This window comes from Kitasatospora sp. NPDC048365 (genome assembly GCF_043200835.1).
GTDB lineage: Bacteria > Actinomycetota > Actinomycetes > Streptomycetales > Streptomycetaceae > Kitasatospora > Kitasatospora terrestris.
In genome coordinates, this window is the sequence record NZ_JBICYJ010000011.1 from 36,252 (window position 1) to 56,668 (window position 20,417).

The 20,417-nt window shown below is 73.9% G+C and carries 18 protein-coding genes; 5 read left to right on the top strand and 13 right to left on the bottom strand.

What is annotated here, in order from left to right; all coding sequences use genetic code 11:
* Positions 1-11 precede the first annotated feature (11 nt).
* A complete protein-coding gene (locus ACGFX4_RS13630; protein WP_393072892.1) occupies positions 12-1,706 on the top strand; it encodes a purine-cytosine permease family protein in 1,695 nt (564 codons plus the stop codon).
* Here ACGFX4_RS13630 and ACGFX4_RS13635 read toward each other — a convergent pair.
* The 6 genes from ACGFX4_RS13635 to ACGFX4_RS13660 all read right to left on the bottom strand — a co-directional run bounded on the left by ACGFX4_RS13635 (position 1,703) and on the right by ACGFX4_RS13660 (position 10,104).
* The gene (locus ACGFX4_RS13635) at positions 1,703-2,485 is read right to left on the bottom strand and encodes a hypothetical protein (RefSeq protein WP_393072894.1); all 783 of its coding nucleotides are present in this window, start codon (positions 2,483-2,485) and stop codon (positions 1,703-1,705) included. The genes ACGFX4_RS13630 and ACGFX4_RS13635 overlap by 4 nt on opposite strands.
* An 86-nt stretch (positions 2,486-2,571) precedes the next feature.
* Entirely contained in the window at positions 2,572-5,565 is a 2,994-nt protein-coding gene (locus ACGFX4_RS13640) for a hypothetical protein (protein WP_393072896.1), read from the bottom strand.
* A 356-nt stretch (positions 5,566-5,921) separates the two neighbouring features.
* Positions 5,922-6,908: a hypothetical protein gene (locus tag ACGFX4_RS13645; RefSeq protein ID WP_393073177.1), complete on the bottom strand. Its 987-nt coding sequence runs from the start codon at positions 6,906-6,908 to the stop codon at positions 5,922-5,924.
* Positions 6,909-7,027: 119 nt separating this feature from the next.
* Positions 7,028-8,314 carry an MFS transporter gene (locus ACGFX4_RS13650; RefSeq protein WP_393073179.1) on the bottom strand — a complete coding sequence of 429 codons (1,287 nt, stop codon included), beginning with the start codon at positions 8,312-8,314 and terminating at the stop codon, positions 7,028-7,030.
* Between the two features lie 2 nt (positions 8,315-8,316).
* Positions 8,317-9,642 carry a discoidin domain-containing protein gene (locus ACGFX4_RS13655; RefSeq protein WP_393072898.1) on the bottom strand — a complete coding sequence of 442 codons (1,326 nt, stop codon included), beginning with the start codon at positions 9,640-9,642 and terminating at the stop codon, positions 8,317-8,319.
* A 249-nt stretch (positions 9,643-9,891) separates the two neighbouring features.
* Positions 9,892-10,104 carry a cold-shock protein gene (locus ACGFX4_RS13660; protein ID WP_393072900.1) on the bottom strand — a complete coding sequence of 71 codons (213 nt, stop codon included), beginning with the start codon at positions 10,102-10,104 and terminating at the stop codon, positions 9,892-9,894.
* 158 nt (positions 10,105-10,262) lie between these two features.
* On the opposite strand from ACGFX4_RS13660, the gene ACGFX4_RS13665 reads away from it, so the two are divergent.
* Positions 10,263-11,045, top strand: coding sequence for a VOC family protein (locus ACGFX4_RS13665; RefSeq protein ID WP_393072902.1), 783 nt, complete (start codon positions 10,263-10,265; stop codon positions 11,043-11,045).
* Positions 11,046-11,124: 79 nt separating this feature from the next.
* Here ACGFX4_RS13665 and ACGFX4_RS13670 read toward each other — a convergent pair whose 3' ends face one another.
* From ACGFX4_RS13670 to ACGFX4_RS13685, 4 genes are all read right to left on the bottom strand, one after another.
* Complete coding sequence (locus tag ACGFX4_RS13670) at positions 11,125-11,697, bottom strand: dihydrofolate reductase family protein (protein WP_393072904.1); 573 nt, start codon at positions 11,695-11,697, stop codon at positions 11,125-11,127.
* A gap of 79 nt (positions 11,698-11,776) precedes the next feature.
* A complete protein-coding gene (locus ACGFX4_RS13675) occupies positions 11,777-12,406 on the bottom strand; it encodes an alpha-ketoglutarate-dependent dioxygenase AlkB (protein ID WP_393072906.1) in 630 nt (209 codons plus the stop codon).
* A gap of 54 nt (positions 12,407-12,460) precedes the next feature.
* Entirely contained in the window at positions 12,461-12,784 is a 324-nt protein-coding gene (locus ACGFX4_RS13680; protein WP_393072908.1) for a hypothetical protein, read from the bottom strand.
* Positions 12,785-12,822: 38 nt separating this feature from the next.
* The gene (locus tag ACGFX4_RS13685) at positions 12,823-13,548 is read right to left on the bottom strand and encodes a DUF4386 domain-containing protein (protein ID WP_393072910.1); all 726 of its coding nucleotides are present in this window, start codon (positions 13,546-13,548) and stop codon (positions 12,823-12,825) included.
* 106 nt (positions 13,549-13,654) lie between these two features.
* Between ACGFX4_RS13685 and ACGFX4_RS13690 the strand changes: the two genes are divergently transcribed.
* A complete protein-coding gene (locus ACGFX4_RS13690) occupies positions 13,655-14,356 on the top strand; it encodes a TetR/AcrR family transcriptional regulator (protein WP_393072912.1) in 702 nt (233 codons plus the stop codon).
* A 9-nt stretch (positions 14,357-14,365) separates the two neighbouring features.
* Here the strand turns inward: ACGFX4_RS13690 and tyrS are convergent, their stop codons facing one another.
* Complete coding sequence (gene tyrS / locus ACGFX4_RS13695) at positions 14,366-15,787, bottom strand: tyrosine--tRNA ligase (RefSeq protein WP_393072914.1); 1,422 nt, start codon at positions 15,785-15,787, stop codon at positions 14,366-14,368.
* A 299-nt stretch (positions 15,788-16,086) separates the two neighbouring features.
* On the opposite strand from tyrS, the gene ACGFX4_RS13700 reads away from it, so the two are divergent.
* A complete protein-coding gene (locus ACGFX4_RS13700) occupies positions 16,087-16,698 on the top strand; it encodes a DinB family protein (RefSeq protein WP_393072916.1) in 612 nt (203 codons plus the stop codon).
* A 127-nt stretch (positions 16,699-16,825) separates the two neighbouring features.
* The gene (locus ACGFX4_RS13705) at positions 16,826-17,635 is read left to right on the top strand and encodes a PP2C family protein-serine/threonine phosphatase (RefSeq protein ID WP_393073181.1); all 810 of its coding nucleotides are present in this window, start codon (positions 16,826-16,828) and stop codon (positions 17,633-17,635) included.
* Here ACGFX4_RS13705 and ACGFX4_RS13710 read toward each other — a convergent pair.
* Together ACGFX4_RS13710 and ACGFX4_RS13715 are read right to left on the bottom strand one after the other, a co-directional pair.
* The gene (locus ACGFX4_RS13710; RefSeq protein WP_393072918.1) at positions 17,571-19,157 is read right to left on the bottom strand and encodes an SMI1/KNR4 family protein; all 1,587 of its coding nucleotides are present in this window, start codon (positions 19,155-19,157) and stop codon (positions 17,571-17,573) included. The two genes, ACGFX4_RS13705 and ACGFX4_RS13710, sit on opposite strands and share 65 nt — an antisense overlap.
* Positions 19,158-19,219: 62 nt before the next feature.
* Positions 19,220-20,389 (bottom strand): phosphoribosylaminoimidazolecarboxamide formyltransferase, encoded by a 1,170-nt coding sequence (locus ACGFX4_RS13715; protein WP_393072920.1) that lies wholly within the window; start codon positions 20,387-20,389, stop codon positions 19,220-19,222.
* Positions 20,390-20,417: the final 28 nt, after the last annotated feature.

Consider the following 20,417-nt stretch of genomic DNA (forward strand, 5'->3'; position numbering starts at 1 on the left):
CTGGAGCGGCGATGACCGAGATCAGCAGCCCGCCCGCGCACTCCCCCGCCCCGGTTCCGTCCCCTGCCGCGGGGCCGCGGCGCTCGTACGCCAGGTCCGCGGCGGACGAGAGCCTGGAGGACTACTCGCTCCGCTACGCCCCGCACTCCTTCCGCCGCTGGTCGCCGCTGGCAGTCGCCTCCACCGCCCTCGGCGGGATCGCCTACCTGGCGGACTACGCGATCGGCGCGGGCATCGTCATGTCGTACGGCTTCACCAACGCGCTGGCCGCGATCCTCACCGCCGCCGTGGTCATCTTCCTGACCGGCATCCCGATCGCCCGCGCCTGCGCGGCCAACGGCGTCGACATGGATCTGCTGACCCGGGGCTCCGGGTTCGGCTACTTCGGCTCGACGCTGACCTCGCTGGTGTACGCGAGCTTCACCTTCATCTTCTTCGCCCTCGAGGGCTCGATCATGGCGCAGGCCTTCCACGAGGTGCTGCACGTCCCGCTGCCCGTCGGCTACCTGCTGACCACCCTGATCGTCATCCCGATCGTCTTCAAGGGGATGGCCTGGATCGCCCGGATGCAGTCCTGGACGCAGCCGGTGTGGATCGTCGGCCTGGTCGCGCCGTTCGTCGTCCTGGCGGTCGAATCGCCGTCCTCGTACCGGGAGTTCGCCTCCTTCGGCGGCACCCACGGGGTCGGCTCGGACTTCACCCTGATGGGCTTCGGGCTGGGCACCGGCGTGGCCCTGTCGCTGATCGCCCAGATCGGCGAACAGGCCGACTACCTGCGGTTCATGCCCGCCCGGACGACCGCGAACGCCCGGCGCTGGGACCTCGCGGTACTGGCCGCCGGGCCCGGCTGGGTGGTGATCGGCGCGCTGAAGCAGCTCGGCGGCGCCCTGCTCGCCTTCGCCGCGCTCGGCGCGGTCGGCGAGGCGAAGGCGCTGGAGCCGATCGCCCCCTACGTGGAGTCGCTGCGGCCCTGGCTGGGCGCCGCCGCACTGCCGGTGGCCGGGCTGTTCGTGGTGGTCTCCCAGATCAAGATCAACTCGACCAACGCGTACTCCGGTTCGCTCTCCTGGTCGAACTTCTTCTCCCGGATCACCCACCGCCACCCCGGACGGGTCTGGTACATCTTCCTCAACTGCGGCATCGCGCTGCTGCTGATGGAACTGGACATGTTCAGCGCGCTGGGCACACTGCTCGGCTTCTACTCCAACGTGGCCATCGCCTGGATCGGCGCGGTCACCGCCGACCTGGTCATCAACAAGCCGCTCGGGTTGAGCCCCAGGCACATCGAGTTCAAGCGCGCCCACCTGTACGCCGTCAACCCGGCCGGGTTCGGCGCCATGTGCGTCGCCGCGGCCGTCTCCATCGCCGCGTTCTTCGGCTGGTTCGGCTCCTACGCGCAGGCGTTCAGCCCGTTCATCGCCCTGGTCCTCGCCATGGCCCTGTGCCCGCTGATCGCCTGGGCCACCAAGGGCCGCTACTACCTCGCCCGCCCCAACCCCGAAGCGGGCCTGGTCGATTCGACCGACACGCGGCAGTGCGCGGTCTGCGAGGGCTCGTACGAGATCCCCGACACCGCCGACTGCCCGTTCCACGCCGGCACCATCTGCTCGCTGTGCTGCAGCCTGGACGCCGACTGCCACGACACCTGCACCCGCCCCGGCCGCGGGCCGGTCGACCTGGGCCTGCCGGCCGTCCGGGAGGCCTAGCTCCGCCTTCGGGACTCGGCGAGGCGGGCGGCCGCCCGGTTGCGGACGCGGCGGGTGCGGCCCTCGCGGGCCAGCAGGTCGAGGGCGGCCGGATCGACCGCCCGCTCGGCGAGTTGACGCTGGCTGCGGTCGGAGGCGGTGAGCAGCGCCGCCTCGGGCCACGGCTCGCCGGCGGTGACCGCACGGAACAGCTCCCACTCCGCGAGCTTGGCGCGGTGGAAGTCCGTCCCGATCCGGCCCAGTTGCTCCGCCCAGGCGTGGAACGCCTGGGCGTCGCCCAGCAACTCCTCGGCCCGGCAGTCCAGTTGCCAGGTGAGGGTTCCGGCGGCCATCGCCGGGTCCGGGTCGCGCATGATCCGGGCGAGCAGCGCGGGCTCGTCCGCCGGCGGGACCTCGGCGAGCAGCCGCTGGTACAGCCAGTAGCGGGGGTGCTCGTCCTCCGGCGCGTACAACTCCCAGCCGTCGAGCGCCCCCAGCATCGCGAACCCGGGGTCCGGTGCCCGCGGATCCCACCCCTCGGCGAGCGCCAGCTCCAGCACCGCCCGTACGGTGCCCGGCGTCGGGTACGAGCAGTCGGTGGCCGCACCCCACGGACCGGGCGGACCGGCCGACACCATCACCACCGGCAGCACGGCCCGCCGCCCGGCGAGGATCCGCAGGTGCACGCACCGCCGCACCTCGGCCCCGCTCCCGATCCCGATCCCGACATGCCCGATCCGCCCGGTCCACAGGTACGCGTCACCGCCGACCACCAACCGCCGCACCCGCTTCTTCGCCATCCGGCCAGCCTATGCGGCCACGCCCGGACGACCGCTGCGAGGCAGGTCCGGGGTGGGCGGGCCGCCCGCCCCGGACCTCGTGCGGGTCAGCCCCAGTTGCCGGTGAGCGGGGTGTCGCCCTGGTCCCCGACGACGGCGGAGAACGCGACCGTGGTCGAGTCCTTCGCCGCGCCGTAGAAGCCGCGGGTGCCGGGCCGGTAGACGCCGATCGAGTCGGTGCCGGTGCCGTCCCAGTCGCCCTTGATCGGGACGTCGCCGGCGTCGCCGAAGACGATGCTGTGGTCGACGCGGGCCTCGGTGTTGCTGTTGCTCAGGTAGAAGCCCCTGGTGCTGGGCCGGTACACGCCGACGGTGGTCCTGCCGTTGCCGCCCCAGTCGCCGACCAGCGGAAGGTCGCCGGGGTTGCCCATCCCGATGGTGTAGGCGGTCGTGACGTTGTCGTTGCTGAGGAGGAAGGTCTGGGTGCTGGGCCGGTACACGCCGACGGTGGTCCTGCCCTGGCCGCTCCAGTCGCCGACCAGCGGGATGTCACCCGGGGCGCCGAACTTGGCGGTGACGGTCGCGGTGGCGTTGTCGCCGCTCAGCTCGAAGGTCTGGGTGGCGGGATGGTAGACGCCGATGGTGTCGACCCCGGGCCCGCTCCAGTGCCCGACCAGGGGCACGTCGCCGGCGCCCCCGAAGGCGGCCGAACCGATGGTCGACCCGTCCGGGTTGGCCTCGGCGAAGACCGAGGCCGCCGTGCCGCTGCCGGGGCGGTAGATGCCGACCGAGTCGGCGGCGGGGGTCTTCGTCGCGTTGACGACGCCGGTGCCGATGGCCTGCTGCGCCCGGACGGTCAACGGCAGGGACGTCGGATGCTCGGGGCCGAGCCACCGGAAGCCCTCCAGGTACACCACGCGCGGGTCCGCCGCGGCGATCGCCCGGTACTCGGCGTTGGCCGCGGCCAGCGTCGCGTCGGTGGCCGCGCCACAACCCCACAGGCCGTTGACGAGGGATTCCGGGAAGAGGACCACGTGCTGGCCCGGCGAGGTGAGCTTGCTCTCCAGTTGGGTGAGTTCGGTCCGGATGACGGCCCGACCCTGGCAGTAGTGGTCGAAGCCGACCAGGTCGACCCCCGTCGGGATGACGGCCGTCGGCTGGTACACGCTCGGCTGGTCGAGGGTGAGCTGGACCAGCTTGCCCGGGAAGACCGCCCGGACCCAGTCGACCATCTGCTGGACCTGCTGCGCGCTCAGCGCGGGATGGTCCTTCCACTCGGTGAGGTTGGTGTACGGCTCGTCGATCAGGTAGATCACCGAGACCTTGTCCAGGTTCGAGCCGACGCTGTCGTGCAGGGCCTGGAGCCGGGCGAGCCCGTTCGGGTTCAGACCCTCCTCCTTGTCCGAGAGGGCCGGCGCCGTGTCGATGACGCAGGCGGCGGGTGCGCAGTAGTCGAGGAAGCCCTTGCTCGGGTCCTGCGCGCCGTACTCGTTCATGTTGGTCCAGGCGGCGACCTCCGAGCTGTGGTCGATGCTCTGCTCCGGGTCCATGATGTCGTAGTAGCCGAAGTAGTCGAGCCCGCCCAGCATGGAGACCCGGAGGTCTTCCACGGTGCCGACGTTGCCGCCCGAGGTGTGCGAACCGAGGTACAGGTAGCCGTCGCGCGGGAGCTGCGACGAGGTCTGGACCTGGAAGCTCGTCCCGTTGACCGTGACGGTCGCCTGCCGCGCCGATCCGGCGGCGACCGCGATCGAGACCCGGTAGGAGTCGGCGGGGGTGACGCTCTGTTCGGTGGCCCAGGTCGCCGTCCCGTGCTGGAAGAGCTGCAGTGCGCCGTTGGCCCGGATCCGCAGGCCCAGGGCGACGTCGGCGCCTTCGACCCAGCCGGTGTTGCGGGCCGAGCCGCTGACCGCCATCGAGGCCCAGTCCGCCGCGGTCCGGCTGCCGACCGCGGGGGTCAGCACGGCCTGCGCCGTGTAGGTGCCGGAGAGGTCGGCGGTGGCGGGCTTGTCGAGCCGGACGGCCGCCGGGCCGTGCGGGAAGGACAGGACGTTCGGGTGGGCGGGGTTGTTCACCTGCACCGATCCGGCGGCCGGTTCGGTCGGCAGGCCGGGGGCGCCCGACACCGCGCTGTAGTGGGCGGTGACGAGGCTGGGCTGGCGGGCGCTCAGGTCGTCGTTGAGACCGGAGTCGGGCGTACCGTTCGGCGCGTTGTCGTAGGTGTCGACGAAGGTCTTCGGGCTGGCGGAGGCTGAGGTGTCGACGTTGCTGACCGTCAGACCGCCGCCCTGGGCGTCGCCGAAGGTGGTCCGCTCGGTCGAGGTGCCCAGGTAGGCGCCGAGGTACAGGTAGGCGCTGCTCGGCCAGCGGGTGACGCCTGCCGGGGCGGTCGCGTCGAAGTCGGTGCCGTTCACCTTGAGGGCGACCTTGCGGTCCGCTCCGGTGGAGACGGTCAGCGAGACGGCGAAGCTGCCCGACCCGGCGGCCACCTGGCCGGTCCAGAACGGGGTGGGGCCGCCGTGGAACAGCGCGAGCCCTCCGCTCGAGGTGACGGTCAGCGCGAGGTCCACGTCGGCGTTGGTCACGTAGCCCGTGGAGCGGTGGCTGCGGCTGAGCACGAGCGAGGCCCAGTCGCTGCCGGCGGTGTCGCCCACCACCGGGTCGACCGTGGTGGAGACCGTGTACGTGCCGGTGGTGGGGTCGGCGAGGGCCGGCGCGCCGAGCATCACGGCGGAGGTCCGGTCGGCGAAGACCAGCCGGTTGGGATAGGACGGGTTGCCCACCTGGGCGGTCCAGGGCTTCGGCGGGGTCGTGCCGCTCCACACCCCGGTGGTCCGGGTCCAGGAGACCGGGTGGGCCGTACCGGACTGCTCGCGCGCGTCGAGCCCGACGTTGAGCCCGTACATCGGGTCGGTGTTGCGGCTCGGGTCGAGGGTGAAGGAATCGACGAACCTGCCCGAGGAGCTCAGGACGGCAGGCGTCGGCCCGCCCGCTGTCGCGGCCGAGGCGGGGGCCGTCCAGGGGACGGCGGGCAGGACCGCGACGGCGAGTGCGGCCGCGCAGGATGCGAGTCCGCGACCCGCGTGTTTCGTGAGGATCACCGAGCGTTCTCCCGGTCGCTGGACCGGCGGTGCCGGTGCACCGCCGCAGGAGTACGCACACGGGTGTCCCCCCGCAGCCCGCCCCCGGTCGGTGATCATAGGCCCGCCCTCGGACGGGCACGGACCAATTCCAGCGGGTGGTCGGACGCCGAGGCGGAGGGGGAGATCCGGGAGGCGACGAGGTCGGTGGCGCCGTGGTGGCGTTCGATGCGGCCGTGGACCGGGAGGCCGGCGCGTTCCAGGACGGTGCGGCGGTCGGCCTTCCGGACGGCGCGGCTGCAGACGACGTTGATCAGGCCGGTCTCGTCCTCCGGGCTGAGGAAGAGGACGCCGCCGGCAGCGGCAGCCCCCCGCAGTCAGCTCCCGGGGGCGGGCACGGCGGCCGGGGAGGAGGCTCCGGGGGCGAGGAGGGTCGGGGTGCCGGTGCCGTCGGCGGGGACGGTCCAGAGGTCGCTGCCCGGCCTTCCCTCCCCCGCCGGCAGGGCGTAGGCGAGGGTGCGGTCGTCCAGCCAGGCGGCCTGGTCGTCGACGCTGTGCGGCTCGGCGAGCGGGTGCTCGCGCAGGTCGGCGAGGTCGAGGACGTACAGGCGCCAGGGGGCGGCCGGGTCGGCGGAGACCTTCTTCTTGAAGGCGATCCGGGTGCCGTCCGGGGAGAGGGACGGACACTCGACGTTCTCCCGCAGGGTCCGGGCGGACCAGGCCTTGAGGTCGCCCTCGACCAGGTGGGTCCGGCCGCCGGTGGAGACGGTGGCGTAGAAGCGGTTGTCGTCGGCGGCGAAGGTGACGCCCCAGTAGTTGACGTCGGCCGCGTGGTACCGGGCGCCGTCGACGGTGAGCGGGAGGGTCTCGATCGACTTGACCAGGTAGCCGGTGCGCAGGTCGAGGATCGAGGTGCGGGTGGAGAAGCCGCTGACGGCGTAGGAGTCGCCGACCGCGAAGGTGGTCCAGGACAGCAGTTGCCCGGAGGCGGAGACCCGGGCCCGGTTCGGGATGCCGGGCACGGTGACCGTCCGGATGACGGTGAACCGCCGGTCGTACACCACCGCCTCGGTGCGGGCCGGGGTGCCGGGCAGCGCCCGCAGGCACAGCACCCGGTCGCCCGCCGCGTAGAACCGTTCGCAGGACGGCCCGTCGGCCGGTCCCCCGCGGCGGGCGACCCGGCCCGACGCCGCGTCACGGTAGTAGACGCCGGGCGCGTCCAGGGTGAACGAGGCGTCCGCCGCGACCGCGCGGTGCCCGCCGCCGCGCTGCTGCGCGTGCAGGACGTATCCGAGCGATCCGCCGAGCAGCACCAGCACGGCGGCCACCAGGACCGCCACCCGCGCCGCCGTCACCGGACGCACCGTCGGACCGGGCGTCGGACCGGGCGTCGGGCCGGGCGTCGGGCCGGGTATCGGGCCTTCCGTCACCGGACGCGCCGTCGGCTCGTCGTTCCCGTCCACCGTCGGCTCCGAGGTCGTCGTCACGAGGTCTTCCCTTCCGGCAGGATCCGCCAGGCCGCGGCGAGCCCCGCGGCCAGCGCGAGTGCGGCCACCGCCAGGGCCGGGCGCGCACCCCACCAGGTCCACGCGGCGCCGAAGCCGGCCGCGCCGACCAGCCGGGCCAGGGCCTGGCCGGTCTGCAGGACGGCGAGTCCGCCCGCCCGCCGCTCCGGCGGCAGCACCGGACCGGCGAGGGCCATCAGCACGCCGTCCGTGGCCGCGTAGAACACACCCAGCAGCACCAGGACCAGCCCGACGGTCGCCCACCCGGGCGGGGCCAGCAGGACGAGGTACGCGGCGAGCAGCGCGCCGTGCCCGTACAGGAACGGGGTCCGCCGGCCGGTCCGGTCGGCGATCCGGCCCGCCGGGACGGCGAGCAGCAGGTAGCAGGCCGCGGCGCCCAGCGGCAGCAGGGGGAAGTACTCGGGCGGCAGGTCGAGGCGGCGCTGCAGCAGCAGGTAGAGGAAGGAGTCGCCGATCGTCGCGGCGCCGAGCAGGGCGGCGGCCGCGACCACCCGCCGGAACACCGGGTCGGCGAGCGCCCGCCGGGCGGTCGGCCGCGCGGGCCGGGCCACCCGCGCCGACACAGGCGCCGGCACCGGGACGGGCGCAGGCGCCGGGACGGGCACCGGCAGGCCCGTCCGGCCCGGGACGAACAGGGCCAGCACCAGCACCCCGAGCAGCCCGGTGGCGAAGCTGACCACGAACACGGCGTCGTACGCGTCGGCCGTCGCCCACAGCACCGCGAACGCGACCAGCGGGCCGATCAGCGCGCCGGTGGTGTCCATCGCGCGGTGCACGCCGAACGCCCGGCCGAGTGCCTCCGGCGGTGCGCTGAGCGAGATCATCGCGTCCCGGGGCGCGGTCCGCACGCCCTTGCCCAGCCGGTCGGCGGCCAGCGCGGCGGCGATCCCGCCGGCCGCCCCGCCGGCCAGCAGCAGGCCGAGCCGGGAGAGCGCGGAGAGCAGGTAGCCGGCCCCGGCGACGGCCTTGTGCCGGCCGTCGCCGCGGTCGGCGAGCCGGCCGCCGAGCAGCCGCACCAGCGCCGTGGCGCCGTTGAACATCCCGTCGAGGAAGCCGAATTGGAGGGGTGACAGGCCGAGGCCCAGCACCAGGTAGAGCGGCAGCACGGCGGTGACCATCTCCGAGGAGACGTCGGTGACCAGGCTGACCGCGCCGAGCGCGAGAACCGTGCCGGGGACGCGCCGCCCCACCCCGGTGGGGCGGGGCGGCGCGTCCGAGCCGCGGCCGGTGGTGGCCAGGTACATCATCAGTGGCAGCTGTACTTCGGGCTGCTGTCCTTGACCTGGCCGTCGGTGCCGACGTACGTCCAGCCGTAGCCGGTGTCGGTGAAGTCCAGCTTCAGGACGCCGTAGTCACCGCTGATCCGCTTCTGGCTGTTGGGCTGGACCGTCTCGATCGGGTAGGGCTCGGCGCCGCCCATCCCGCCGACGATCTCGACGATGCCGTCGGCGGTGGCCTTCCCGTCCGGGTCCTGCGGGGCGAAGCGCTCGTAGTGGTGGTCGTGGCCGTTCAGCACCAGGTCGGCCTTGGCGCCGTAGAGGATCTTCCACACCGGCCGGGAGACCGGGTCGTTGCCGTGGCCGCCGGAGGAGTAGAGCGGGTGGTGCCAGTACGCGGCGACGCACTTCTTGGCGTTGGCCGCCAGGTCGGCCTTCAGCCAGTCGATCTGGGCGCTCTGGTCGAAGGCGTTGGAGTCCAGCGCGACGAAGTGCCAGTTGCCCTCGTCGAAGCTGTACCAGCTCTTGCCCTGCGGGTACGCGATGCTGCCGAAGTACGACTTGTACCCGGAGAGCGAGCCGGCCGGGTCGTAGGTCTCGTGGTTGCCCGGCACCGGGTGGGTCTTCGCCTTGAACGCGCCCCAGCTCTTGTCGTAGTAGTTCTTGAAGTCCGACAACCGGGCGTCGTCGTACTGGTTGTCACCCATCGTCAGGTAGAACTTCGGGTCGATCTGCTGCGCCAGCGCGGCGGTCTTCGGGTGCGCGCAGCCGCTGTCCGAGGCGGTGCACTGGGCGGCGATGTCACCGGCCGCGACCACGGTGAACGCGCCGCTCGGCGGCGGGCCGCCGTCCACCACGCCGTAGACCTCCATCTCGAACAGCGAGTAGCCGTACGAGGTCCCGCGGGCGGTGCCGTACATCCGCACGTAGCGGCCCTTGCCGGACAGGCCCGTCCAGTCGTCGGTGCCGCCGTTGCCGGCCTTCTCCTCGGCGACGGTCGTCCAGGTCGTCCCGTCCGCCGACACCTCCAGCCGGTACGCCTTGCCGTATGCGGCCTCCCAACTCAGCTTCACCCGCGAGACGGTGGCGTTGGCGCCGAGGTCCACCCGCAGCCACTGCGGGTCCTTCCCCTCGGCGCTGGCCCAGCGGGTGGTGGTGCTCCCGTCGAACGCCTTGCCCGCGGCGTACGACGACCCCTCGGTGGACGAGGCCGTCGCCGCCTTCCCCTTCGAGAGCAGCGGGTCGACCGCCGCTCCCGCCCGCTCGGACCACCCGAGCAGCAGACCCCCGACCAGCGCGAGCACGGCGGCGTACACGCCGATCCGGGCACGCCTGGCCACGACTCCCTGATGCATTCCTGGACTCCCTGACCTAGAACGGCGAGAGCTGGGCACCGGCCTGCACGCACGCCGGAGGAGCGATGACCGCACCATCGCGGCGGCCGGGTCAGAGCTCTCGACTGAGCGCGTCACGCCCCGTCCGGTGCGGGCGCCGCGCCAAGCCGCCACTACGGGAGGGTAATAGAAAGTAAAGTTTCCTACCAGTGCCTGAACATGGTCAACTCCCGCACCGTCAGCGCCTCCTGAGCCAGGGGCAGGTCCGGGCTACCCCTCGACCTGGACCTTGTCGGCCTGGGCGCCCTTCGGGCCCTGGACCACCTCGAAGGACACCCGCTGCCCCTCGACCAGGGACTTGAATCCGGCCCCCTCGATCGACCGGAAATGCACGAAGAGGTCGGCACCGGACTCGGGGGTGATGAAGCCGTAGCCCTTCTCGTCGTTGAACCACTTCACGGTGCCGTTCTGGCGCTCGGCCATGCCGTCTCCTCTGTGTTCGGGTCGTTCCACCGCTGATCACCTCACGTATAGCACGCACACCGGCACGGATCGTGGGGGCACACGGTGCGTCGAGTGGCGGCCGGGCGGTCGCGGCGAAAGGCTGGGCCCGCAGGAACACCCCAGAGCTAGGAGTGGGCATGCCCGAAGTCACCACCCCCTACGCGACCGGCACCCCGTGCTGGGTCGACCTGATGGCGAAGGACCAGCAGGCCGCGCTGGACTTCTACGCCGACCTCTTCGGCTGGCAGGGCCGGCCCGGGCCGGCCGAGTTCGGCGGGTACGCGGTCTGCGAGCTGAACGGCAGGGCGGTCGCCGGCATCGGGCCGGCGATGGCCCCCGAGGGGATGCCGGAGCCGCCGACCGTCTGGACCGGCTACCTGGCCAGCACCGACGCCCAGGCCACCCAGGACGCGATCGTCGCCGCGGGCGGCACCCTGCTCGCCCCGGTGATGGACGTCGGCAACCTCGGCCGGATGCTGGTCGCCGCCGACCCGCAGGGCGCGGTGTTCGGCGTCTGGCAGCCCGGCGAGTTCTTCGGCGCCCAGGTGGTCAACGAGTCCGGCGCGCTGACCTGGAACGAGCTGCACACCAACGACGTGCCGGGTGCCGCGTCGTTCTACGGCGAGGCGTTCGGCATCGAGATCGAGCCGGTGGACGGCGCCGACTCGTACTGGGAGCTGCGGGTGGGCGGCCGGGCCGTCGGCGGCGTGACGCTGCTCGCCAACGACCCGACCGGCACCCCGCCGCACTGGCTGACCTACTTCGCGGTCGACGACGTGGACTCCGCCGTGGACGCACTGGTCAAGCGCGAGGGCCTGCTGCTGGCCGCGCCGTTCGACATGATGGCGGGACGGATGGCGGTGGTCGCCGACGCGCAGGGCGCGCCGTTCGCGATGATCACGTCGAAGCCGGTGGCGTAGGACCTGCACCGCGGCCGGCCGGCCCTCCCGAGCGGGCGAACCGCCGGGCGGGCCGGCCGGCCGCATGCGCGCCGCGCTGTCAGCGGACCACGTCGAAGACCTGCTTCTGCAGGCCGTTCGGGTAGACCTCGTGCTCGACCAGCTTGAGGTGCTGGGTGTCCTTGTCGGTGGTGCTGAACAGGCGCTTGCCCGCGCCCAGCAGCAGCGGGAAGACCAGCAGGTGGTAGCGGTCGATCAGGCCGGCGTCCGAGAGGTCGCGGGTGAGGGTGGCGCTGCCGTGGATGATGATCGGGCCGCCGTCGGTCTCCTTCAGCGCGGCCACCTCGTCGAGGGTGCGCAGGATGGTGGTCTCGCCCCAGTTGTCCACCAGGTCGGCGTCGGTCAGCGTCGTGGAGACCACGTACTTGGGCAGGACCTTGTACCGCGCGAAGTCCGCCATGTCCGGCCAGACCGCGCTGAACGCCTGGTAGCTGACCCGGCCGAGCATCATGGCACCGGCCTCCTCCTGCTCCCGCCCCTTGATCTCGTACGCCTCGGGGAGGAACTCCACGTCCTTGAAGGTCCAGCCGGAGTTGCGGTAGCCGGGCTCGCCGCCGGGGGCCTCGACGACGCCGTCGAGCGAGACGAAAGCGGTGCTGATCAGAGTGCGCATCGGCGGGTCCTCGGTGTCGGTTTCGCTTGGCAGTACCGGATGTGACAGTACGACAGGGGAGCGACAGCGGGACGGAGTCTCAGCGCACGCCGCGCGGACGGAACTGGATGCTGATCCGCGGGCCGACCGACCGGGTGCTCTTCGGGATCGCGTGCTCCCAGGTCCGCTGGCAGGATCCGCCCATCACGATCAGGTCCCCGTGGCCGAGCGCCCGGCGCACCGTCGGCCCGCCGCCGAACCGGGGCCGCAGCAGCAGCGGGCGCGCCTCCCCCACCGAGACGATCGCCACCATGGTGTCCTCGCGGTCGCCGCGGCCGATCCGGTCGCCGTGCCAGGCGACGCTGTCACGGCCGTCGCGGTAGTAGCAGAGCCCCGCGGTCGCGAAGGGCTCGCCGAGCTCCTCCGCGTAGTACCCGCTGAGCGCCGAGCGCGCCTGGTCGAGCACCGGATCCGGCAGCTCGGCGCCCTCCCGGTAGTACGCGAGCAGCCGCGGGACCTCCACCACCCGGTCGTACATCTCCCGCCGCTCCGCCCGCCACGGCACCTCGGCCGCCAGACATTCGAACAGCGCGTCCGCACCGCCCAGCCAGCCCGGCAGCACGTCGATCCACGCCCCGTCGCCGAGCACCGTGCGCCGCACCCCGCGCAGCGGACCGAGGCCGACCTCGCCGGCCGCGTCGAACAGCGACCCCTGCAGATGGAAGTCCATGGGTCCAGCCTAGGCAATTCCTCGAACATTCATTCGACAGGCGCGCTGCGCGGTTCAGAAGAGGGCCAGCCAGCCGAAGGCGACGATGTAGGCGCTTCGGGCCGCGGCGGCGACGCGCCGGCCCCGGAGGCGCTGGACGGCGAGGACAACCAGGAAGAGGGCGCCGAACGGCGCGAGCACCAGGGCCCCGACCGCGGGAGCGACGAAGACTCCGACCAGCACGCTCGCGAGCAGGACCAGCCCGAGGCCGAGGTGCGCGTCCTTCACCCCCACCCAGGGGATCGCCAGGCCGTCGCGCAGCCTGCGCAGATCGGCGTCGTACCGCTCGCGGGCCGCCTCCGGGTCGGCCACCCGTCCCTCGGGCCACTGCTTCTCCACGGTCGTCCCCCCGTACCTATCCGAACGCTCCTTCGTGATCAGCGTAGGGCGGGGGCGGCGTCCTGACCTGCGCCGTCAGCGGTGTTCAGGGAGTTCAGCGCCGGCTCGGCCGCGGGGCGGAAGCCGCGGAGGAGGAGGTACAGCGCGAGGGAGAGTTCCCACGCGAAGACCGGGACGGCGGTGAGCGAGCCGGCCGCGGAGACCTGCCGGTAGGCGCCGAACAGGACGGCGACGGCCGAGGCGAGGATCAGCGGGCCACCGACCAGGCCGAGCACCGCGACGGCCCTGGGCACCAGGCCGGAGCGGAGCATCAGGTACGCCGCGAGGATCGTGTTGGTGCCGAGGACGAAGTTGGGGCCGACCAGGAAGGTCCAGTCGTGGACGGCGACCAGCGCCCTGGCGACGGTGGTGGTGTCGCCCGGGGCCGGGGGGTGCTGCCGGAGGGTGACCACGGCGAGCAGGGCGACCACGCCGACGGTGATGACGGCGGCCTCCAGGGTGCGCAGGGCGACGTACCCGGCGGCGGCGCTCTCGCCGTGCCGGCGGACGGCCGGCAGGAGCAGGACCGCCGTGCCGACCACGGCGAGCGCGAGGACGACCTCGAACAGGGCGCCGAGCAGGATCCGGGTGTCCGGACCGGGGCCGGTGACCCAGCCGGCGTCGTTCAGCACCGGCGTGTAGAGGGCGAGCGCGGCGATCGAGGTGACGTGGGTGACCAGGTAGCACGCGCCCACAGCTGCGGCGCGCCGTCTCGTGGCGGTCACGGGGACTCCTTCATCCGTGCGAAACCGAGCGAGGTGTACGGCGTACACCTCATGGTCGGGACGGTAGGGTGTACGGCGTACACTCGTCAAGAGGAGAGGGTGGGCCGTGGCCCAGCGGACGGAGCAGGACGAGGCGCGCCGGACGCCGCTCAGCCGGGAGCGGGTGCTGCGGGCCGCCGTCGCCCACGCGGACCGCGCCGGGATCGACGCGCTGAGCATGCGCGGGCTCGCGCAGGAGCTGGGGGTGGTCCCCATGGCGCTCTACAAGCACGTCGCCAACAAGGAGCAACTCCTGGACGGCATGGTGGAGTTCATCGTCGGCGAGATCGACGGCGACAACGGCGACAACGCCGGCGGGGACTGGCGGGCGGCGGTGCGTTCACGGATCCTGACCACCCGGCGGGCGCTGCTGCGGCACCCGTGGGCGTCCCGGGTGATCGAGTCGCGGTCCGCGCCGACGCCCGGGGTACTGGGCTACCTGGACGCGGTGATCGGCCTGTTCCGGGCGGGCGGCCTCTCGGCCGACCTGGCCCACCACGCCATGCACGCGCTGGGCAGCCGGGTGTGGGGCTTCAGCCAGGAGCTGTTCCCCGCCCCGCCGGGCGGCGGCGGGGCGCCGTCGCCGGCGGAGGCCGCGGCGCTCGCCGCCGCGTTCCCGCACATCGCGGAGGTGGTCGCCGCCCGGCCGCACGACCGGGGTTCGGTGGTGGGGCCGGGCTGCGACGACCAGTTCGAGTTCGAGTTCGCGCTGGACCTGCTGCTGGACGGGGTGGAGCGGCTGCACCGCGCAGGGTGGAGCTCCACCTGACCGGCCGGGTCAGCTCGCCAGCTCGACCAGCCGGCGGCCGCACTTCAGGAACACCCGCAGCCCCTCGGCCGGGGCGAACCCGGGCCGGGCGCGGAGGAGTTCGGCCAGTGGCAGGTCGGCGTCGGCCTCCGCGAGGACGGCCGTCCGCTGCCCGCCGGCGGCGGACTCGGCGACCAGCCGCAGACCGCCGCCGGCCGCCACCCGGCGAACCTGGTTGCGGCTGCCGACCGCGCCGGTGACGCCGGTCAGCAGCTCGGCGGGGCCGGTCGCGGCGTGTTCGGCGACCGCGGCGGCCGGGAGGCCGGCCAGGTCGGAGAACCGCCGGGTCGAGAAGCGGGCCCGGAAGGCCTCGCGGGCCCCGGCGGCGGCCTGCCGTCCGTGGACGGTGCCGGTCACGTCGGAGGCCAGCAGGGTCTTCGCGCCCATCGGGTGGATCCGCCGCCGCTCGGCCAGCTCCAGCAGCAACTCCACTTCTGGGTCCAGCAGTTCGGTGAGCGCGCGGAGGTAGTCCGGCAGCAGGCGGTCGGCCGCGGACATCAGCCGGCCGAAGACGTCCTGCGGGCCGAACGCGAGTCCGACGTAGTTGCCCTTGCTCTTGCTCATCTTCGCGCCGGTGCCGTCGGTGCCCTCGATCAGACCGGTGGCGATCACCACCTCGGGCTCCCGGCCCGCGTTCTCCATCACCCGGCGGCACATCTGGAGGTTCAACAGCTGGTCCAGGCCGCCGAGTTCGATGTCGGCGTCGATCTCGACCGAGTCGAGCGCCATCACCACCGAGTACACCAGCTCCGCCATGGTCAGCCCGCTGCCGGCCGCCAGCCGGGTACGGAAGTCCTCGCGCTGCAGGGACGCCGCGAGCGGCAGCCGCGCCAGCACGCCGATGAACTCCGGCAGCCCGACCCGCGCCAGCCACTCGCTGTTGAACCGGAAGTCGGCGCGGTCGAAGTCGAAGAACGGGGTGACCTGCTCCCGGTAGCCGGCCAGGTTGCGCCGGATGTCCTCGTCCGTCAGCGGGGGCCGGTCGGCGCTGCGGCCGGACGGGTCGCCGATCCTCGCCGTGATGTCGCCGACGATGAACACCACCCGGTGGCCCATCCGTTGGAACCGGCTGGCGAGGATCATCGGCACCGCGTGGCCCAGGTGGACGTCGGCGGCGGTCGGGTCGATGCCGAACTTCACGGTCAGCCGCCGCCCGTCCGCGCGGGCGGACTCCAGCAGCTCGGCCAGCCGGTCGGCGCCCGGCAGCAGGCGGGCCGACCGGGCCCGGATCAGCGCGGCCTGCCGGCCTGCGGGGAGGGCAGACAGGTCCATCGTCCGCCGCTCGGCGAGGATCCGCAGCACTTCCTCCAGCGCGGGGCCCTCGCGCAGGTCGGGGGCGGTCGCCAGGATCGCGGTCAGTTCGCGCGAGGACGCGTCGAGGATGTCGGTCACGGTCGGTCCCATCGGGGTCGCAAGGAGAGGGTGGCTGACCGCCGCCGCACGCGGGCCCGACCGGGAGAACGGGAACGGGAATCACCGGGAGGAAGGCAGGACGGAGGCAGTCCCATCCGGGGGGAACTCACCACGCGGATGGTCGGGCACGCCCCGAAAGGGCGCGCGGACTGCCTCTAATATCGCTGCACGTCCGCATCATAGGCAGCCGTGGAGACCGTGCCGCAAGCGAATTCGGACCGGCCGGGCGGGCCGGAAAATCCGGTGGCCCGGCGGCGCGGGCACGGCAGACTCGCCGCATGACCCGATCCTCGGCACCTGACCCGAAGTCCGATCTGCACCGCTACCTGCGCGACGCCCGCCAGGCGGTCCTGTGGAAGCTCGACGGCCTGTCCGAGTACGACCTCCGGCGGCCGATGACCCCGACCGGCACCAACCTGCTCGGCCTGGTCAAGCACCTGACCGGCGCGGAGGCGCTGTACTTCGGCGCCACCTTCGGGCGGCCGTTCGACGCGCCGCCACTCTGGATCACCGGTGACGCCGAACCGGACGCGGACTTCTGGGCCACCCCGGAGGAGAGCCGCGAGCTGATCGTCGACGGCTACCGGACGGCCTGGGCGCACGCCGACGCGGTGATCGACGCCCTGGCGCTCGACGCGGTCGGCCGCGTCCCGTTCGAGCCGCACCCCGAACTCACTTTGCAGCAGGCACTGTTGCACATGGTCGCCGAGACCGGGCGGCACGCCGGGCACGCCGACGTGGTGCGGGAGCTGATCGACGGCGCGGCCGGGCTGCGCGAACGCGACAGCAACCTCCCGCCGGGCGACCGGGAGCGCTGGGCCGCCCACCGCGCCCGGGTCGAGCACGCCGCCCGGACGGCGGCCGATCGTGCCCCGGCCGCCGGGGGGTGACCGCACACCGACCGCCGCGGGGGTGACCGCGCGCCTGCCGCCGCGGGGGTGACCGCGCGTCAGTCCGTGAAGTCGGCGCGTTCTGCCAGGATGGGTGCCGATGAGGACAGGGAATCCGAACTGCGCGGTGTGTGGAGGGACGGTCGCCCCCGACGGGCGGTGCTGGGACTGCGGGGCGGCCCAACCCGCCTTCCGGGCGCGACTGGAGGCGGCGGACGGGTGCGGCTCCGCCGCGGTCGCCGACCGGGGGCTGCGGAAGGCGACCAACGCGGACGCCTTCGCGCTGACCGCCGTCGGCCCGTGGTCGGTCGGGGTGGTCTGCGACGGGGTGTCGATGGCGCCGCGCGCCGACCGAGCGGCCCAGGTCGCGGCCGAGACCGGGGCGGCGGCGCTGGCCGCCCTGCTGCGGGAGGGCGCGCTCCCGGAGACCGCGCTCGCCGAGTCCGCCGCCCGGGCCGCCCGCGCGGTCGCCGCGCTGGCCCCCGGCGGCACCGCCGACAACGCGCCCGCCTGCACCTACCTCGCGGGCATCACCGGACCGGCCGGCCTCTGGTGCGCGGGCGTCGGCGACAGCCGCGCGTACTGGCTGCCCGAACACGGCCCCGGCAGGGTGCTCACCGAGGACGACACCGGCGAACTCGACGCGCTGACGGCCTGGTTGGGGGCCGGTGCCCAGCCGCCCGAGCCGGCGGTGGCGAGCCTGCGCCCGTCGGTCCCGGGCCGGCTGCTGCTGTGCACCGACGGCCTGTGGCGCCACCTCCCGCACCCGGACGACCTGCGCGCCACTCTCCCCCGCGACCGTGCCGCCGATCAACTCGCGGCCGCCCGCGGCCTGGTGGGCCGTGCGCTGGCCGCGGGCGGCGAGGACAACATCACCGCCCTGCTGCTGACCGTCCCCGCGGGCCGCCCGGCCCGTCCGGATCGGCCGTGCCCGTGACGCGCAGGGCTCCGGTGTCGTGGCCGAGGCGCGCGGCCCAGTCGAGCGCCTCGTCGAGCGTCACGTCCCCGCCGGCCAGGCGGGCGGCGGCGAGCGTGCCGGGCACCCGTCCGCCGTCGATCAGTTCGGCCCACTGCTTCCGTTCGAGCGAGAGGTAGCGCAGGCCGGGCAGCTCGGCGAGGACGCCGAGGTCCGGGACGACGGCGGCGGCCAGGTCGAGGCCGTGCAGGTGCGGGACGGTGCGCAGCGGGGCGAGGTCGACCGGGACGGTGGAGCCGAGCTCCAGGGCCGCCAGGTGCGGGTGCCCGGCGAGCGGGTCGAGGTCGCCGTCCGCGAGGTGGACGCGCAGGTCCTCGACGGGCAGCTCGCGGAGCGGGGCGAGGTCGGTGGTGGAGCAGCGGTTGAGGCGGAGCCGTCGCAGCGCGGGCGCGGCGGTGAAGGGGCGCAGGTCCACCGGGGAGGGGGCGTCGTTGAGGTGGACGGCCTGGTGGGTGGGCTCCACCTGGTCCGGGGTGCTGCCGATCAGCTCCCGGGGGCCGCGGCGGCGCGGCGGCAGGCGCAGGTCGAGGAAGTCGTCGTCGATGTCGTAGGCGCCGGCGGCCAGCAGTTCCAGCTGTTCGCCGAGCAGGGCGGTGAGCGACTCGGCGACGTACGCGGGGCCGCCGTCGAAGTCGCGGCCGACCCGGACGATCTGGCCGGGGCGGCCGTCGCGGGCGGGGGCGAGGTCGACGGCGAGGTAGTTGCCGTCCTCGCCGGTGGCGAACGGGATCCAGCCGGGGTGTCCGCCGCAGCGCCGTACGGTGTCGGCCGGGTCTGCGTCGAGCACCACGGCGTGCCAGCCGAGTTCCCAGCCGAACCAGGGCGCCTGCCGGACCCACCGGTGGGCGTCCGGCAGGCTCGCCACCGGCATCCAGCCGTAGGTGTCGAAGAGGTACCCGCCCCCGTCGCCGTCGGCGATCCGGTAGAGCGCGCGGAGGTCGGCGGGCAGCGTCGTGCCGAGCAGGCGCTCGGTCTCCGCGACGGCCGCCTCGGTGGCCGGCGGCGGCAGTTCGCCCGGCTCGTCGAGGAGGCCGGCGCGCTGCCGCACGTACTCCCGGAGGCGGGCGACGGCCAGGTCGGGGTCGCCCGCGGGCGCGACCGTACTGCCGCCTGGGGCCGCTCCGGGCTGCGGCGGCCGGAAGTCGGGGTCCAGCACGAGCAGCGCGCCGCCGTCGGGGTTGGGGTCGGTGGTGAGCGTGTCCTCGCAGACGGTCAGGCGGTACTCGCCGGAGGGCCGGCAGGTGATCTCCAGGCAGATCTCCTGCCAGCCCCGGGCCGCCCGTACGTCGGCGGCGAGCAGGCGCAGCTCGTCGAAGGTGTTCGGCAGGGTGGGGTTCCGGAAGGCCGCGCCGGGCCGCTCGTAGCCGCCGGCGCAGCCGATGCTGCCCGCGTTCGCGGTGGCCGTCAGCACCGCGCCCGTCCAGCCCTCGGGTGCGTGCGCCAGGATCTTCGCGGCGAGCCGCCGCGCCCTGTCCTCCAGCATGTCCTCGTTCCTCTCCGGTCGACCGGGGGTGATCATCCCAGCCGCCGGTGACAGCGCCGCGCTCAGTGGTGGAAGAGGCGCAGGGAGGTGCGGGTGAGGGTGATGCCGAGGTCCGCGCAGGCGGCGGCGACCTCGGCGGAGCGGACGGAGCCGCCGGGTTCGGCGATGGTGGTGACGCCGCGGCGGTGGGCGTGGTCGACGTTGTCGCGGAAGGGCAGGGCGCCGTCGGAGACGAAGGCGACGCCGGTGAGCCGGGCGAGCCAGGCGCGGCGGTCGGCGGCGGTGAGTTCGCCGGCGGGAGCGGTGAGGGCGGCGGCGAGGCGGGTGTGCTCGTCGGGGGTGAGGTCGCCTTCGAGGTGGCGGATCCGCCAGTTGATGCGTTCCTGGCGGCGGACCTCGGGGCGGAAGGCGAGGGCGCGGACGGCGGGGTGGCGGCGCAGCCACCAGGTGTCGGTCTTGGCGCCGGCGAGGCGGGTGCAGTCGACCCGGGACTGCTGGCCGGCACCGATGCCGAGGGTCTGGCCGCCGCGGACGTAGCAGACCGAGTTGGACTGGGTGTAGCGCAAGGTGACCAGGCCGAGCAGGACGTCCTCCAGGGCCTGCGGGGGGAGGTCGGGTCCGTCGAGCAGCTCGGCGGTGACGGGGGTGCGGTCGCGCTCCTGGGTGAGGCGCAGGCCGTGCACCTCGCGGGCCTCCCAGACCGGCGGGGTGTAGTCGGGGTCGGCCTCGACGACCAGGAAGCGGCCGTTCTTCTTGCGGGCGAGCCGCGCGGCGGTGCCGGGTTCGTAGCCGGGGGCGACGATACCGTCGCAGACGAGTCCGCCGAGCAGTTCGGCGAGTTCGGCGTCGACGGGGTGGGAGACGGCCGCGAGGTCGCCGTAGGAGGACTTGGGGTCGGCGTCGCGGGCGCGCAGGTAGGCGGAGGCGAGCGGGCCGGTGGCGGTGCCGGTGAGGCCGTGCAGCTCGGCGGTGACCGCGTCGAGGGGGCCGGCGAGGGCGGCGCCGGCGGGTGAGACGTGCTTGAAGGACGCGGCGGCGGGCCGGCCGAGGGTGCGGGCGGCCTCCTGGACGAGCTGCCAGGCGTTGAGGGCGTCCAGCAGGTTGATGTACGAGGGTTCGCCGTTCAGCACCCGGATCGGCATCCGGTCCTCGGCGACCGGGACGGCGTGGGACGCGCGCTGGTGCGGGTTGGTGCCGTGGCGCAGCGGTATGGCGGTGGACGGGGGGTTCACGGGCCGGGCCTCCTCAGCGGTGGGTCGC